The following is a 13,575-nucleotide window of genomic DNA, read 5'->3' as shown; positions in this document are numbered from 1 at the left end:
GAAATTCAGTGACATCGGGAGACAACATGACGCAAGCGCAATTCCAGTTCATCACCTACGGCGTGGCCGACGGCCTCGCGACGCTGACGATCAACCGGCCACCGTTCAACGTGCTCGACATCCCGACAATGGAGGAGATGAACGTCGCGCTGGACCAGTGCGTCGCCGATACGAGCGTGAAGCTGCTGATGATCACCGGCGCGGGCGAGAAAGCCTTTTCGGCCGGCGTCGAGGTCGCGGACCACACGCCGGACAAGGTCGACCGCATGATCGAGGTCTTCCATGGCATCTTCCGCCGCATGCAGCAGCTGCCGGTGCCGACGCTTGCTGCGGTCAACGGTGTTGCGCTCGGGGGCGGCATGGAAGTGGCGATCGCCTGCGACATGATCGTTGCGGCAGCGAATGCGAAGTTCGGCCAGCCGGAGATCAAGCTCGCGGTGTTCCCGCCGATCGCCGCGGTGCTGCTGCCGCGCCTGGTGCCGCCGGCGCGTGCGCTGGAACTGCTGCTGGGTGGCGAGAACATCGGCGCGGACGAGGCGAAGGCAATCGGGCTGGTGAACCGGGTTTTCGCCAAGGAGAGTTTCGCTGCCGACGTGCAGGGCTTTGTCGCGCCCTTCCTGGGGCTGAGCCGCGCGGCGCTGGTGAGCACACGCAAGACGATCCGCGCAGTGGCCGACAAGCCTTTCGGTGCGGCGCTCGATACGGCCGAGAACATCTACCTGAAAGAGCTGATGGTGACCGAGGACGCGAAGGAAGGTCTCGCGGCGTTCCTTGAAAAGCGCAAGCCGGTGTGGCGCAACTGCTGATTTGACGCGGGTTGATGGCCCGCCCGCGGCGAGGCGTGTTGCGCGCTTCGTTGGTGCGGGGCGGACGCCTCAGCACGGAACACGCCTCGCCGCGGGCTACTGCGTGGCATTCGGCGGCGTGATGCAGGAACTGATGGTGTAACAGACCGACATTCGACAAGTGGGAGACAAAGCGTGATTCCAGAATTCATTGATACCTGGCAGATGACCGAGCCGGGCAAGCTGCTGAAGACCCGCGTGCCGATGCCCGAACTAGGCGCTGGCGACGTCGTCGTGAAGATCGCCGGTTGCGGCGTGTGCCACACCGACCTGTCGTACTTCTACATGGGCGTGGCGACGATGCAGAAGCCTCCGCTGTCGCTCGGCCACGAGATCTCCGGCGTGGTGATCGGCGGTGAAGCGTCGATGATCGGCAAGGAAGTGATCGTGCCGGCGGTGATCCCCTGCGGCGAGTGCGAGCTGTGCAAGACCGGGCGCGGCAACCGCTGTCTCGCGCAGAAGATGCCGGGCAACTCGATGGGCATCTACGGCGGCTATTCGAGCCACATCGTCGCGCAGTCGAAGTACCTGTGCGTGGTCGAGAACCGTGGCGACACGCCGCTCGAGCACCTCGCGGTGGTGGCCGATGCGGTGACGACGCCGTATCAGGCGGCGGTGCGCGCCGACCTGAAGAAGGACGATCTGGTGATCGTCATCGGCGCCGCCGGCGGCGTCGGCAGCTTCATGGTGCAGACTGCGAAGGGCATGGGCGCGAAGGCCGTCATCGGCATCGACATCAATGAAGAGAAGCTGGTGATGATGAAGGACTTCGGTGCCGACTTCGTCATCAACCCGAAGGACAAGAGCGCGAAGGAGGTCAAGGAACTCTTCAAGGCCTTCTGCAAGGAACGCGGCCTGCCGTCGAACTACGGCTGGAAGATTTTCGAGGTCACCGGCAGCAAACCCGGCCAGGAGCTTGCGCTGTCGCTGCTGTCCTTCACCGGCAAGCTGGTAATCGTCGGCTACGGCACCGCCGAGACCAGCTACATGCTGTCGAAGCTGATGGCCTTCGATGCCGAGATCATCGGCACCTGGGGCTGCCCGCCAGACCGCTACGCGGCGGTGCGCGACATGTGCCTCGATGGGCGCATCAAGCTCGGACCATTCGTCGAAACCCGCCCGATGAGCCAGATCGAACAAGTGTTCGACGAAGCACACCACGGCAAGCTCAAGCGGCGCGTCATCCTGACGCCCGATTTCTGATTACGCACGCAACTGACAATAGACAGGAGACATCTCATGGCACTCAACTGGCTGCGCCGCGACAACGGCATCAAGGATCACGCCCTGCTCGGCGAAGAGCATTTCGGTACCGAAGCCCCGTCGGTCGTCTTTGAAAAGCGACCGGTGACCGACCCGCAGGGTAACCAGGTCCCGGGCCTGTACGCGGCATGGATCATCCTGAACAACCCGACGCAGTACAACTCCTACACCACAGAGATGGTCAAGGCCGTCATCGCCGGCTTCCAGCGTGCGTCGGCCGACCGCTCGATCGTCGCCGCGGTATTCACCGCAGTCGGCGACAAGGCGTTCTGCACCGGCGGCAATACGGCCGAATACGCCGCGTACTACTCGAAGCGCCCCAACGAGTATGGCGAATACATGGATCTGTTCAACCTGATGGTCGACGGCATCCTGAACTGCAAGAAGCCGGTGATCTGCCGCGTGAACGGCATGCGCGTCGGCGGTGGCCAGGAAATCGGCATGGCGACCGACATCACGATCACGTCGGACATGGCGGTGTTCGGCCAGGCCGGCCCGAAGCACGGCAGCGCGCCGGATGGCGGCTCGACCGACTTCCTGCCGTGGATGCTGAACATGGAAGATGCGATGTACAACTGCATCTCGTGCGAGCCGTGGAGCGCCTACAAGATGAAGGCGAAGAACCTCGTCACGAAGGTCGTGCCGGTGCTGAAGAAGGACGGTGAATGGGTCCGCAACCCGCTGGTGCGCACCGACGCCTACGTCGATGACGGCGAACTGGTGTATGGCGAGTCGGTCGCCGCCGACAAGACGCAGGCAGCGAAGGAACTGATCGCGCAATGCACGACGGACTTCTCGAAGCTCGACGAAGCGGTCAATGCGCTGGTGTGGAAGTTCACGAACCTGTTCCCGCACTGCCTGATCAAGTCGATCGACGGCATCCGCGGCAAGAAGAAGTTCTTCTGGGACCAGATGAAGCTCGCCAACCGTCATTGGCTCGCTGCGAACATGAATCACGAGGCCTATCTCGGCTTCACCGCGTTCGACAGCAAGAAGCAGACTGGCAAGGACGTGATCGACTTCATCAAGTACCGTCAGCTGGTGGCCGAGGGCGCCGTGTTCGACGAGGCGTTCGCCGAGCAGGTGCTGGCCAAGCCGAAATCCTGACGAATTGATTGTGCTGGTTTTGTAAGGTCTCTCCCTTCCCGGGGTGGGGGCAGCGGTGATGCCGTTTCCTTCCACCCCGGTCTTTTCGGCTTCAGGGAAGGGGAGAATTGGCAGCGCAACGACAGGATGGGTCGCCGCGGGGCGAAAGGGAGCAGCCATGCAATTAAAGGACAGGGTCGCCATCGTGACCGGGGCAGGGCAGGGAATCGGTGCAACGGTTGCCAAGGCCTATGCGCTCGAAGGCGCGAAGGTTGCGGTGATCGATCTCGATCTCGCCGCGGCCAATCGTGTTGCCGCGGAAATCATCGAAAGCGGCGGTCAGGCGCTGGGCGTGGCCTGCGATGTTGCCAACCGCGAACAGGTCGAGGCGATGGCGGCACAGGTGAACGCGGCCTGGGGCCGCATCGACATTCTCGTCAATAACGCCGGCATCACGCGTACGGCGATGCTCAACAAGATGACGCCGGATCAGTGGCAGCAGGTGCTGGCGGTGCATCTCACCGGCGCCTTCAACTGCCTGCAGGCCGTCGTCGGCGGCATGATCGAACGCCAGTACGGTCGCATCATCTACGTCACCTCCACGGCCGGCGTGCTGGGCACCATCGGCCAGATCAACTACAGCGCGGCCAAGGCCGGCATCCTCGGCATGACCAAGAGCACCGCCAAGGAACTGGCGCGCTACAACATCACCGCCAACGCGATCGCGCCGGGTGCGGCGACGCCGATGACCGAGACCATCCGCACCGACGAGCGCTTCAAGGACAAATACCTCGACCGAATTCCTCTCGGACGCTGGGCGCAGCCGGAGGAGATCGCGCCGGTGTTCCTGTTCTTCGCGTCGGACGCGTCGAGTTATGTGACCGGGCAGGTGCTGGCAGCAGATGGCGGGATGACCATTCACTAGCCGACACCGCACCGCGTAGCAGGGTCACACGAATTCAAGGAGGAGAAGGAAATGTCAGAACTCAGCAGCGCGGATCACGGTGTCAGCCCGCCGCGCCTTTCCATTCCGCGCGATTACAACGCCGCGCACGACTTGATCGAACGCAACCTGCGCGCCGGTCGTGGTGACAAGGTTGCGATCATCGACGAGTCCGGCAGCCACACCTATGCACAGCTGGCCGAGCGCGTCGACCGCTTCGCCCATGCGCTGGGCGAGCTTGGTATCAGAATGGAAGAGCGGGTATTGCTGTGCCTGCTCGACACGATTGATTTTCCGACGGCGTTTCTCGGCTGCATCAAGGCCGGTGTCGTCCCGATTCCCGTCAACACACTGCTGACTGCGTCCGACTACAGTTACATGCTGCGCGACAGCCGCGCACGTGCACTGGTGGTTTCGTCCCTGTTGCTGCCGGCTTTCGCGAATGCGATCGAATCCAGCCCCTTCGTCAAGAACGTCGTCGTCTCCGGTGGCGATGCGGGCGTGAGGGGGAGTCATCTCGATTTTGCCGAACTGGTGGCGGCGCCGCGCCCGCCGTTCGAAGCCGCGCCGACCTGTGTCGATGATCCCTGTTTCTGGCTGTATTCGTCGGGCTCTACCGGCGCACCGAAAGGCACGGTGCACGTCCATTCGAGCCTGATCCATACCGCCGAATTGTATGCACGCCCCATCCTTGGCGTGCGTGAGGATGACGTCGTTTTTTCTGCGGCCAAACTGTTCTTCGCCTACGGTCTGGGTAACGGGTTGACCTTCCCCCTTGCGGTTGGCGCAACGGCTGTGCTGATGGCAGAGCGGCCGACGCCTGCGTCCGTGGCACGGGTGCTGCGCGAGCACCAGCCGACGATCTACTGTGGTGTGCCGACGCTGTACGCCTCGATGCTCGCGAGTGAGGAACTCCCGGGGCGCGAGGAGGTGTCGATTCGCCGCTGCGCGTCGGCAGGCGAAGCCCTGCCGGCGGAGGTTGGCAAGCGCTGGACCGAGCATTTTGGTGTGGAAATTCTCGACGGTCTGGGTTCCACCGAAATGCTGCATATCTTTCTGTCGAACCGGGCCGGAGACGTGCATTACGGTAGCAGCGGCAAGCCGGTTCCCGGTTACGAGCTGCGCCTCATCGGTGATGACGGCGAGGAGGTCGCCCCCGGCGAGTCGGGTGAACTGCAGGTGCGCGGACCGACCAGTGCGGCGTATTACTGGAACAACCGGGCGAAGAGTCGTGAGACCTTCGTCGGCCAGTGGACGCGCAGCGGCGACAAGTACAGCCAGGATGCGGACGGCAACTTCAACTATGCCGGGCGCAACGACGACATGCTCAAGGTGGGCGGCATCTACGTATCGCCGATCGAAGTCGAATCAGCGCTGATCACACATGCTGCGGTGCTCGAAGCGGCGGTGGTGGGAAAGGCCGATGATGATGGCCTGATCAAGCCGCTTGCGTTCGTCGTGCTCAAGCCCGGATTGACTCCGTCGGAAAGCATCGCTGCGGAACTCAAGCTGCACGTCAAATCGAAGCTGGCGCCCTACAAGTATCCGCGCTGGCTGGAGTTCGTCGAAGAACTGCCGAAGACGGCAACAGGCAAGATTCAGCGATTCAAGCTGCGTTCCGTCTCCACAGTGTAGGTTCCGCAGCACAACGACAAACAGAGCCGCAGAAAGCGGCCATACCACTGGAGGAGTGCCGACATGGACCAAGGCTTTAATCGCCGTCAATTCCTGCTGTCGACGGCCGGCGTCGCAGCCGGTCTCGCATTGCCCGCAAGTCCGCTTTTCGCACAGAGCAACAGGAAGATCCGGATCGGACTGATGCTGCCCTACACCGGCACCTACGCATCCCTGGGCAATGCCATCACCAATGGATTCAAGCTGGCGGTCGAGGAGAGCGGCGGCAAGCTGGGCGGCATGGACATCGAGTACTTCACCGTGGATGACGAGTCTGACCCTGCCAAGGCGCCGGAAAACGCCAACAAGCTCGTCAAGCGCGACAAGGTCGACGTGCTGATCGGCACCGTGCATTCGGGCGTGGCGCTGGCGATGGCGCGGGTGGCACGCGAGACCAATACGCTGCTGATCGTTCCCAACGCGGGGGCGGACGAGATCACGGGGCCGCTGTGTGCGCCGAACATCTTCCGCACCTCGTTCTCGTCGTGGCAGCCGTCGTATGCGATGGGCAACGTGATGGCGGAGCGCAAGCACAAGACCGTGGTCACGCTGAGCTGGAAGTACGCTTTCGGCGAACAATCGGTGGCGGGCTTCAAGGAGGCCTTCGAGAAGGCGGGCGGCAAGGTCGTGAAGGAGATGTACCTGCCGTTCCCGAACGTCGAATTCCAGCCGTATCTCACCGAGATCGCTGCGCTCAAGCCCGACGCGGTGTTCGTGTTCTTCTCCGGTGGCGGTGCGGTCAAATTCGTCAAGGATTACGCGACCGCCGGGCTGCGGACTTCGATCCCCCTGTACGGGCCGGGCTTTCTCACCGACGGCACGCTCGAAGCACAGGGCGAGGCGGCCGAGGGCCTGCTGACGACGCTGCACTACGCCGATAACCTCGACTTTCCGAAGAGCAAGTCCTTCAAGGCCGCCTACTTCAAGGCGTTCAAGGTCCAGCCGGACGTCTTCGCCGTGCAGGGCTACGACGCCGCGCAGCTGTTCGGGGCTGGCCTCGCGGGGGTCAAGGGCGACGTCGGCAAGCGCGCCGAACTGATCAAGGCGATGGAGAGCGCGACCATCGACAGCCCGCGCGGCGCCTTCACGCTCTCCAAGGCGCACAACCCGGTGCAGGACATCTATCTGCGCAAGGTGGAAGGGAAGGAAAACAAGTTGGTGTCGGTAGCCGCCAAGGCGCTGGCCGATCCTGCGCGCGGCTGCCGGATGTAGTCCTCGCACCGCCCCGGCGGGCTGCACCTTGCCGACATAGGGCAATCGCATGGCACATGCGAACGCCCGCCTGCTGCTTCATTTGCGTTCGGGCGCCCGTGGCGCCCGGAGGAGAAAGCTGATGGATTTCTCGACCTTCCTGATCCAGCTGCTCAATGCGCTTCAGTACGGCCTGCTCCTGTTTCTGGTCGCCAGTGGCCTGACGCTCGTCTTCGGCATCATGGGCATCATCAACCTCGCGCACGGCAGCTTCTACATGATGGGCGCTTACATGGCGTTCTCGCTGACCTCGCTCACCGGCAATCTGCTCATCGCCGTGGTACTGGGCGTGGCGCTGAGTGCGCTGATCGGCTTCCTGCTCGAATGGGGCTTGTTCAGCCGGCTGTACAAGCGTGACCACCTCGACCAGGTGTTGCTGACCTACGGGTTGATTCTGATGTTCGAGGAAACGCGCAGCCTGATCGTCGGTGACGACGTGCATGGCGTGCCGATCCCGGAACTGCTGTCGGCGTCGATCCAGCTCAGCGAGACGCTCAGTTATCCGGTGTATCGACTCTTCATGTCGGCGGTCTGCATCGCGCTGGCGATAGGAATGTACTGGCTGATCCGTCGCACCCGCCTGGGCATGATGATCCGCGCCGGCAGCAGCAATCGCGAGATGGTGCAGGCGCTGGGCATCAACATCGACCTCATCTACCGCCTCGTGTTCGCGCTCGGCGTCACGCTCGCCGCGTTCGCCGGCATGCTCGCCGCGCCGGTGTCGTCGGTGTATCCGGGGATGGGCAACCAGGTGCTGATCATCTGCTTCGTGGTCGTCGTGATCGGCGGCGTCGGATCAGTGTGGGGCGCGTTGGTGGCAGCACTGCTGATCGGCCTGGCCGATACCTTCGGCAAAGTCATCATCCCCGACTACGCGGGGCTGACCGTATACATCCTGATGGCTGCGGTGCTGCTGTGGCGGCCCGAAGGCATCTTCCGGAGGATCTGACCATGCCTGCTGCCGTGAAAAAACGCCGTAACGCACTGCTGCTGATCCTGTTCGTGCTGGCCTTGTTCCCGCTGTTCGGATCCGCGTACTACAACGAGTTGCTGGCGAAGATCATGATCATGGCGATCTTCGCCATGAGTCTCGATCTGCTGGTGGGTTTCACCGGACTCGTCAGTTTCGGCCATGCCGCGTTTTTCGGTGTTGCCGCCTACGCGGTCGTGCTGGTGTCGCCCAAATACGATCCCGGAAACCTGTTGGTGGTGCTGCCTGCGGCGATTTTTTCCGCGGCGGCGGTGGCTTTCGTCGTCGGCCTGTTCGTGCTGCGCACCAAGGGGATCTATTTCATCATGGTGACGCTCGCCTTCGCCCAGATGATTTACTTCGTGTTCCACGATTCGCCGCTGGGTGGTGGCTCGGACGGCGTGTTCCTCAACGTCAAGCCGGAACTGCGCATCGGCGAGACGCTGCTGCTCGATCTCGGCTCGCCGTCGCAGTTCTACTACCTCGTGTTGCTGTTCCTGGTCGTGGCCTACGTGTTCCTGCGCGTGTTGCTGCGCTCGCCACTGGGGCATGCGCTGGCGGGCATCAAGAGCAACGAACACCGCATGCTGTCGCTGGGTTTCCCCGTGTTTCTCTACAAGCTCGCGGGCTTCGTCGCGGCGGGCGGGCTCGCCGGGCTGGCGGGCTTTCTGTCGGCGTGCCAGTTCGGCTTCGTCACGCCGGAAATCCTGTCCTGGCACCAGTCGGGCAACGTGCTGCTGATGGTGATCCTCGGCGGCATGGGCACGCTCAACGGCGCGGCCATCGGGGCATTCGCCTTCGTCGTGTTGCAGGAAGTGTTCTCCTCGGTGACCAAGCACTGGCAGTTTCTGATGGGCGGGATGATCGTGCTGGTGGTGATGCTGCTACCCGGCGGCCTGTCCAGTCTGCCGCGGCGCTTGCGCGGCCTGCTGATCGGGGGAGGCACCCATGGCTGAGCTGGTACTGACAGCAAAGGGGCTGTCGCGCCGCTTCGGCGGCCTGTTCGCCAACAAGGATGTATCGCTCGACCTGCATCGCGGCGTGCTGCACGCGGTGCTGGGCCCCAACGGCGCGGGCAAGTCGACGCTCATCAACCTGCTGTCAGGTGACTTGCCGCCGACCAACGGACAGATTCTCTACCGCGACCAGGACATTTCCGGCTGGAGTCCCGACAAGCGCTCGCGTGCCGGCATCGGGCGCAGCTACCAGCGTACGAACATCTTTCCGGCCTTCACGGCGTTCGAGAACTGCCGACTTGCCGCGCAATCGCGAGCGCCGCGAGCGCTGCGCATCCTGTCGAAGGCGCAGGGCTATGCGGACCTGGCCGAGGCCGCCGACCGGGCGCTTGAGCAGGCCGGGCTCGCGGAACGGCGCGACATGGTCGCGTCGACGCTGAGCCACGGCGAACAGCGTCAGCTTGAGATCGCGATGGTGCTAGCGACCCGGCCTTCGGTGCTGCTGCTCGACGAACCGCTGGCGGGCATGGGCTCGGAGGAATCGCAGGCGATGGTGGCATTGCTGCAGAAGCTCTCGCCGGATCACGCGATCCTGCTCGTCGAGCACGACATGGATGCGGTATTCGCGGTGGCCGACGTGATTACCGTGATGGTGGCCGGGCAGGTGCTGGAGAGTGGCCCGCCGGAGCAGATCCGGGCGAGTATCGCGGTGCAGGAAGCCTATCTGGGTGGGGGAGAGTCCGACAATGAGTGACATCCTGCTGGAAGCCGAAGGGCTGCATTCGTTTTACGGGACCAGCCACATCCTGCACGGCATCGACTTTGCCGTGCGCCGTGGCGAGACGATCGGGCTGATGGGCCGCAACGGCATGGGCAAGACCACGCTGATCCGCAGCATGCTTGGCCACGTGCGACCGCGCCACGGCCGCGTCGCGGTGCGCGGCAAGACAATGACGGGTGCAGCCCCGTATCTGGTGGCGCGCAAGGGCATCGGCTACGTGCCGGAGGGCAGGGGGATCTTCCCGAACCTGACGGTGCGCGAGAACCTGATCATGGCCGCCAAACCGGGCGTGGACGGGCGGCGCGACTGGGATCTGCGGCGCGTGCTCGACACCTTTCCGCGTCTCGGCGAGCGGTTCACCAACGGCGGCGGGCAACTTTCGGGCGGCGAACAGCAAATGCTCACCATCGGGCGCGCGCTGATGACGAACCCCGACCTATTGATTCTCGACGAGGCCACCGAAGGTCTGGCGCCGCTGATCGCCAAGGAGATCTGGTACATCGTGCGCCAGATCCGCGCGACCGGTATTGCGACCATCGTCATCGACAAGAACCACGCGGCAGTGACGTCGATTGCCGATCGCAACGTCATTCTCGTCAAAGGCAAGGTGGCTTACGAGGCCAGCAGCGCCGAACTGCGTGCCCATCCGGAAGTGCTGCACAAGCATCTGGGGGTGAGCTGAGAGGATTCCCGAGATCGGCACCTCGCGCCGGCGATGTGCCGAAGAAATTCAGCCGGCTTCGGGCGGGACACCCGTCCGTACCGAAGCGTGACCCGGTGTTGCCCGCATTCCCGTGATGCAAGCCGCCCCGACACGCTTCAGACCATAAAGAGGAGACACAGAGGCATGCGAAACATCGATGTTCACAAACTGATCGACGGCGCGCGGTTCAACCGCTTTCACTGGCAGGTACTGTTCTGGTGCGCGCTGATCATCATTTTCGACGGCTACGACCTGGTGATCTACGGTGTCGTGTTGCCGGTACTGATGAAGGAGTGGGCGCTGACCCCGATGCAGGCCGGAACCCTGGGTAGTTACGCCCTGTTCGGCATGATGTTCGGTGCCCTGATTTTCGGTCCATTGTCCGACCGCTTCGGACGCAAGCGCGTGATCGCGATCTGTGTCGTGCTGTTCAGTTTCTTCACGTTCATCAATGGCTTCGCGCGCGATGTGACGGAGTTCGCAATCTGCCGATTCCTTGCCGGACTTGGCATCGGCGGGGTGATGCCGAACGTGGTTGCGCTGATGACCGAGTATTCGCCGAAGAAAATGCGCACCACGCTGGTCGCGATCATGTTCAGCGGCTATTCCGTGGGGGGCATGCTCTCGGCAGGCCTCGGCATCTACATGATTCCGGAATTCGGCTGGTCGTCAGTGTTCTTCGTCGCCGGCATTCCGCTGTTGCTCTTGCCCGCAATCCTTTATTTTCTGCCGGAATCCATCGGCTTCCTGCTGCACGCAAAGCGTGATGGCGAGGCCGCGATCACGCTTGCCCGCCTGGAACCGAGCTTCGTGCCTCAGCCGGGAAATCAGTACGATTTTCCCACTGGCAAGAGCCAGCACGTGTCGCTGGTGGCGTTGTTCAAGAACGGCCGCGCGTTGAGTACGGTGATGTTCTGGCTGGCGTTCTTCATGTGCCTGCTGATGGTCTATGCGCTGGCATCGTGGCTGCCGAAGCTGATGACTCAGGCCGGTTACGGACTCGGCTCCAGCCTGTCCTTCTTGCTTGTGCTGAACCTCGGGGCGATTTTCGGTGCGGTGGGCGGTGGCTTCGTGGCGGATCGTCTGCATCTCAAGACGGTGCTGATGGTGTTCTTTGCGATCGCCGCGATGTCGATCAGCCTGCTCGGGTACAAGAGCCCGACCGGCGTGCTGTATCTCCTGGTGGCGCTGGCCGGCGCGACCACGATCGGCTCGCAGATCCTGCTGTATGCCTATGTCGCGCAGTTCTATCCGATGGCGATCCGCTCGACCGGTATCGGCTGGGCCTCCGGTGTCGGCCGCAGCGGTGCGATCGTCGGCCCGATTCTCGGTGGCACCTTGCTCGCGATGGCGATGCCGCTGCACTTCAACTTCCTGTTCTTCGCCATTCCGGGAGCCATCGCCGCGTTTGCCGTGTCGCTGGTCGCACGCAGCGCCGCGCACGCACCCGAAGAGGAAGAGCCGCTTGCGTATGCGGGCGAACTCGGCGTGGTGGGGGAGTGACGGCGTAATGACTGCCCGCTTCGCGTGTGGCGGGGCGGGCGGGTGTTCCGCTTACGCGGCTGAGGCCGCTTGACGATTCATCCGTGGCTGCGTGTGCAGTGATGCTCAGGCGGACTGCACGCCGCGCCGCACCATCTCCACCATCGCGTCGGCGATCTCCTTCGGCGACCGCCGGCCTTCCCGGTACCATAGATAGACCCAGTTCATCGCGCCGAGCAGCATCAGCCGCAGCAACGTGCGGTCGGCGCCGGGCGTGACGGGCAGGGCGTCGATCAGCGCGCGGAACACATCCTCGTAGGCGGCGCGCACCGGCTGGATCTTCGCGAGCAACTCGTGGTTGCCGATGAGCGAGAGGCTGTGGCCGGTGACACGGTGGATCGGCGATCCTCCGACGATCAGATGCACATGCACCTCGCAGGCACGGGTCAGGCGGTCCCATGGATCGCTGCCCTCCGCGATCGCGGCCTTCACGGCTTCCATCACCTCATGGAAGCCTTCGCGATGGACTGCGAGATACAGCTCTTCCTTCGACGCGAAGTGGTGATACACGGATCCCGGCAGCAAACCGACCTTGCGCGCGATGTCGCGGATCGAACTGCGGTCGTACCCCTGTTCGGAGAACAGCTCGGCCGCCGCATTGAGTATTACCTGGTACCGATCGAGCGGCTCGTCGCCCGGACTGCCGGGTTCCCCCGGCGACGGTGCGCGGGCGAGCTGGGCACTCAACGCGCCGCGTTCGAGCAGGCTGCGTTGCTGGTCCGTGAGGGCTGCGATGCCCTCCCCGGATCCGTCGGCGAGTGCCCGCAGCCGCTTGACGGTCGTCTCGAGGCCGTGTTTTTGCCAGAGGTATCGGACGCCCGACGCCGAGATCGAGAAACCGGCGCGACGCAAGCGTTCGGCGACCGCAGCCTGACCAAGTTCCGGCTCCTCGCGGGCAAGCCGGAGGATTTCGACTTCAGTAGCCGGGATATGTGTTTGGTGGTCAGCGTCAGTCAAGGCGGAGTTCATCGAAGCGGGTCGATCATCGCGGTACGGGTCGCAATCATAGCGATCCTCAGGCTGGCACGCACGGCATCATCACCGTCAGCGCCGGGTGGTTGGTGTTTTCAGGCCCGACGCATCCTGTTGGAATAGAGTATAACAAACTACTTAACCAAGTGTTTGACAAGACTGTTTAACGTCTGTAATTTTGTCGTACGCAGGTGAGCATCCCCCGCCGAAATATCAGAGAGCGGTCATCAGGCTGCCATGTGCCGGACCCCGATCGGGGGCGGCAAGTCCAGGAGGAGGTACGAGATGAACGCCACTTTTCCCCCGAGCCGTGCCACATGCCGGCGATTCGATTTCCCGGCTGATTTTCTTGTGCCGTTTTGCGCGGCGCCACCTAGCACCTTGGCACGGGTTCTAGACCGCCGGTCTGAGCCCTAGCCTTCCTCGATGTCGTTTGCTTCCCGCTCCACGGAGCGGGTTGAAGGGGTTCGTCCATGGATTTCCAGATAGCGCTGTTGCTCGCACAGGACGGCATCACCAACGGTGCGATTTATGCGCTGCTCGCGCTCGCGCTGGTGCTGGTGTTTGCCGTGACGCGGGTGATCTTCAT

Annotated in this window: 12 protein-coding genes and 1 pseudogene; 12 read left to right on the top strand and 1 reads right to left on the bottom strand. The window is 63.2% G+C overall.

All coding sequences use genetic code 11. The features are described from left to right. Positions 1-26 precede the first annotated feature (26 nt). From GPA25_RS11955 to GPA25_RS11905, 11 genes are all read left to right on the top strand, one after another. Positions 27-806, top strand: coding sequence for an enoyl-CoA hydratase/isomerase family protein (locus tag GPA25_RS11955; RefSeq protein WP_169260622.1), 780 nt, complete (start codon positions 27-29; stop codon positions 804-806). Between the two features lie 174 nt (positions 807-980). Further along, positions 981-2,048 (top strand): 6-hydroxycyclohex-1-ene-1-carbonyl-CoA dehydrogenase, encoded by a 1,068-nt coding sequence (gene had / locus GPA25_RS11950; RefSeq protein ID WP_169260621.1) that lies wholly within the window; start codon positions 981-983, stop codon positions 2,046-2,048. Between the two features lie 36 nt (positions 2,049-2,084). Further along, positions 2,085-3,215, top strand: coding sequence for a 6-oxocyclohex-1-ene-1-carbonyl-CoA hydratase (gene oah, locus GPA25_RS11945; RefSeq protein WP_169260620.1), 1,131 nt, complete (start codon positions 2,085-2,087; stop codon positions 3,213-3,215). A gap of 157 nt (positions 3,216-3,372) precedes the next feature. Beyond that, the gene (locus GPA25_RS11940) at positions 3,373-4,119 is read left to right on the top strand and encodes an SDR family NAD(P)-dependent oxidoreductase (protein ID WP_169260619.1); all 747 of its coding nucleotides are present in this window, start codon (positions 3,373-3,375) and stop codon (positions 4,117-4,119) included. 51 nt (positions 4,120-4,170) lie between these two features. Continuing rightward, complete coding sequence (locus GPA25_RS11935; RefSeq protein WP_169260618.1) at positions 4,171-5,772, top strand: benzoate-CoA ligase family protein; 1,602 nt, start codon at positions 4,171-4,173, stop codon at positions 5,770-5,772. 63 nt (positions 5,773-5,835) lie between these two features. After that, positions 5,836-7,023, top strand: a complete 1,188-nt coding sequence (locus tag GPA25_RS11930) for an ABC transporter substrate-binding protein (RefSeq protein WP_169260617.1) — start codon at positions 5,836-5,838, stop codon at positions 7,021-7,023. Between the two features lie 121 nt (positions 7,024-7,144). Next, positions 7,145-8,011, top strand: a complete 867-nt coding sequence (locus GPA25_RS11925; RefSeq protein WP_169260615.1) for a branched-chain amino acid ABC transporter permease — start codon at positions 7,145-7,147, stop codon at positions 8,009-8,011. A 2-nt stretch (positions 8,012-8,013) separates the two neighbouring features. Further along, a complete protein-coding gene (locus GPA25_RS11920; protein ID WP_169260614.1) occupies positions 8,014-8,988 on the top strand; it encodes a branched-chain amino acid ABC transporter permease in 975 nt (324 codons plus the stop codon). Next, positions 8,981-9,742, top strand: coding sequence for an ABC transporter ATP-binding protein (locus GPA25_RS11915; protein WP_169260612.1), 762 nt, complete (start codon positions 8,981-8,983; stop codon positions 9,740-9,742). The genes GPA25_RS11920 and GPA25_RS11915 overlap by 8 nt, the downstream gene beginning before the upstream one ends. Continuing rightward, complete coding sequence (locus GPA25_RS11910; RefSeq protein ID WP_169260611.1) at positions 9,735-10,451, top strand: ABC transporter ATP-binding protein; 717 nt, start codon at positions 9,735-9,737, stop codon at positions 10,449-10,451. The genes GPA25_RS11915 and GPA25_RS11910 overlap by 8 nt, the downstream gene beginning before the upstream one ends. A 165-nt stretch (positions 10,452-10,616) precedes the next feature. Further along, the gene (locus GPA25_RS11905; protein WP_169260610.1) at positions 10,617-11,975 is read left to right on the top strand and encodes an MFS transporter; all 1,359 of its coding nucleotides are present in this window, start codon (positions 10,617-10,619) and stop codon (positions 11,973-11,975) included. A 105-nt stretch (positions 11,976-12,080) separates the two neighbouring features. Here the strand turns inward: GPA25_RS11905 and GPA25_RS11900 are convergent, their stop codons facing one another. Continuing rightward, positions 12,081-12,983: a TetR/AcrR family transcriptional regulator gene (locus GPA25_RS11900; RefSeq protein WP_169260609.1), complete on the bottom strand. Its 903-nt coding sequence runs from the start codon at positions 12,981-12,983 to the stop codon at positions 12,081-12,083. Positions 12,984-13,459: 476 nt separating this feature from the next. On the opposite strand from GPA25_RS11900, the pseudogene GPA25_RS24015 reads away from it, so the two are divergent. Beyond that, positions 13,460-13,575 (top strand): annotated as a pseudogene (locus GPA25_RS24015) (branched-chain amino acid ABC transporter permease); the annotation flags it as partial.

The sequence above is a fragment of the Aromatoleum diolicum genome, from assembly GCF_012910955.1.
GTDB classification, from domain to species: Bacteria; Pseudomonadota; Gammaproteobacteria; order Burkholderiales; family Rhodocyclaceae; genus Aromatoleum; species Aromatoleum diolicum.
The sequence above is the reverse complement of the archived record's forward strand: the minus strand, read 5'-3'. Positions and strand labels throughout refer to the sequence as shown.

What these genes read in the sequence shown, in the direction of transcription:
- oah (WP_169260620.1), top strand. Translation starts at nt 2,085, where the DNA reads ATGGCACTCAACTGGCTGCGCCGCGACAACGGCATCAAGGATCACGCC.
- GPA25_RS11910 (WP_169260611.1), top strand. Translation starts at nt 9,735, where the DNA reads ATGAGTGACATCCTGCTGGAAGCCGAAGGGCTGCATTCGTTTTACGGG.
- GPA25_RS11955 (WP_169260622.1), top strand. Translation starts at nt 27, where the DNA reads ATGACGCAAGCGCAATTCCAGTTCATCACCTACGGCGTGGCCGACGGC.
- GPA25_RS11940 (WP_169260619.1), top strand. Translation starts at nt 3,373, where the DNA reads ATGCAATTAAAGGACAGGGTCGCCATCGTGACCGGGGCAGGGCAGGGA.
- GPA25_RS11925 (WP_169260615.1), top strand. Translation starts at nt 7,145, where the DNA reads ATGGATTTCTCGACCTTCCTGATCCAGCTGCTCAATGCGCTTCAGTAC.
- GPA25_RS11900 (WP_169260609.1), bottom strand. Translation starts at nt 12,983, where the DNA reads ATGAACTCCGCCTTGACTGACGCTGACCACCAAACACATATCCCGGCT.
- GPA25_RS11915 (WP_169260612.1), top strand. Translation starts at nt 8,981, where the DNA reads ATGGCTGAGCTGGTACTGACAGCAAAGGGGCTGTCGCGCCGCTTCGGC.
- GPA25_RS11920 (WP_169260614.1), top strand. Translation starts at nt 8,014, where the DNA reads ATGCCTGCTGCCGTGAAAAAACGCCGTAACGCACTGCTGCTGATCCTG.
- GPA25_RS11935 (WP_169260618.1), top strand. Translation starts at nt 4,171, where the DNA reads ATGTCAGAACTCAGCAGCGCGGATCACGGTGTCAGCCCGCCGCGCCTT.
- GPA25_RS11930 (WP_169260617.1), top strand. Translation starts at nt 5,836, where the DNA reads ATGGACCAAGGCTTTAATCGCCGTCAATTCCTGCTGTCGACGGCCGGC.
- GPA25_RS11905 (WP_169260610.1), top strand. Translation starts at nt 10,617, where the DNA reads ATGCGAAACATCGATGTTCACAAACTGATCGACGGCGCGCGGTTCAAC.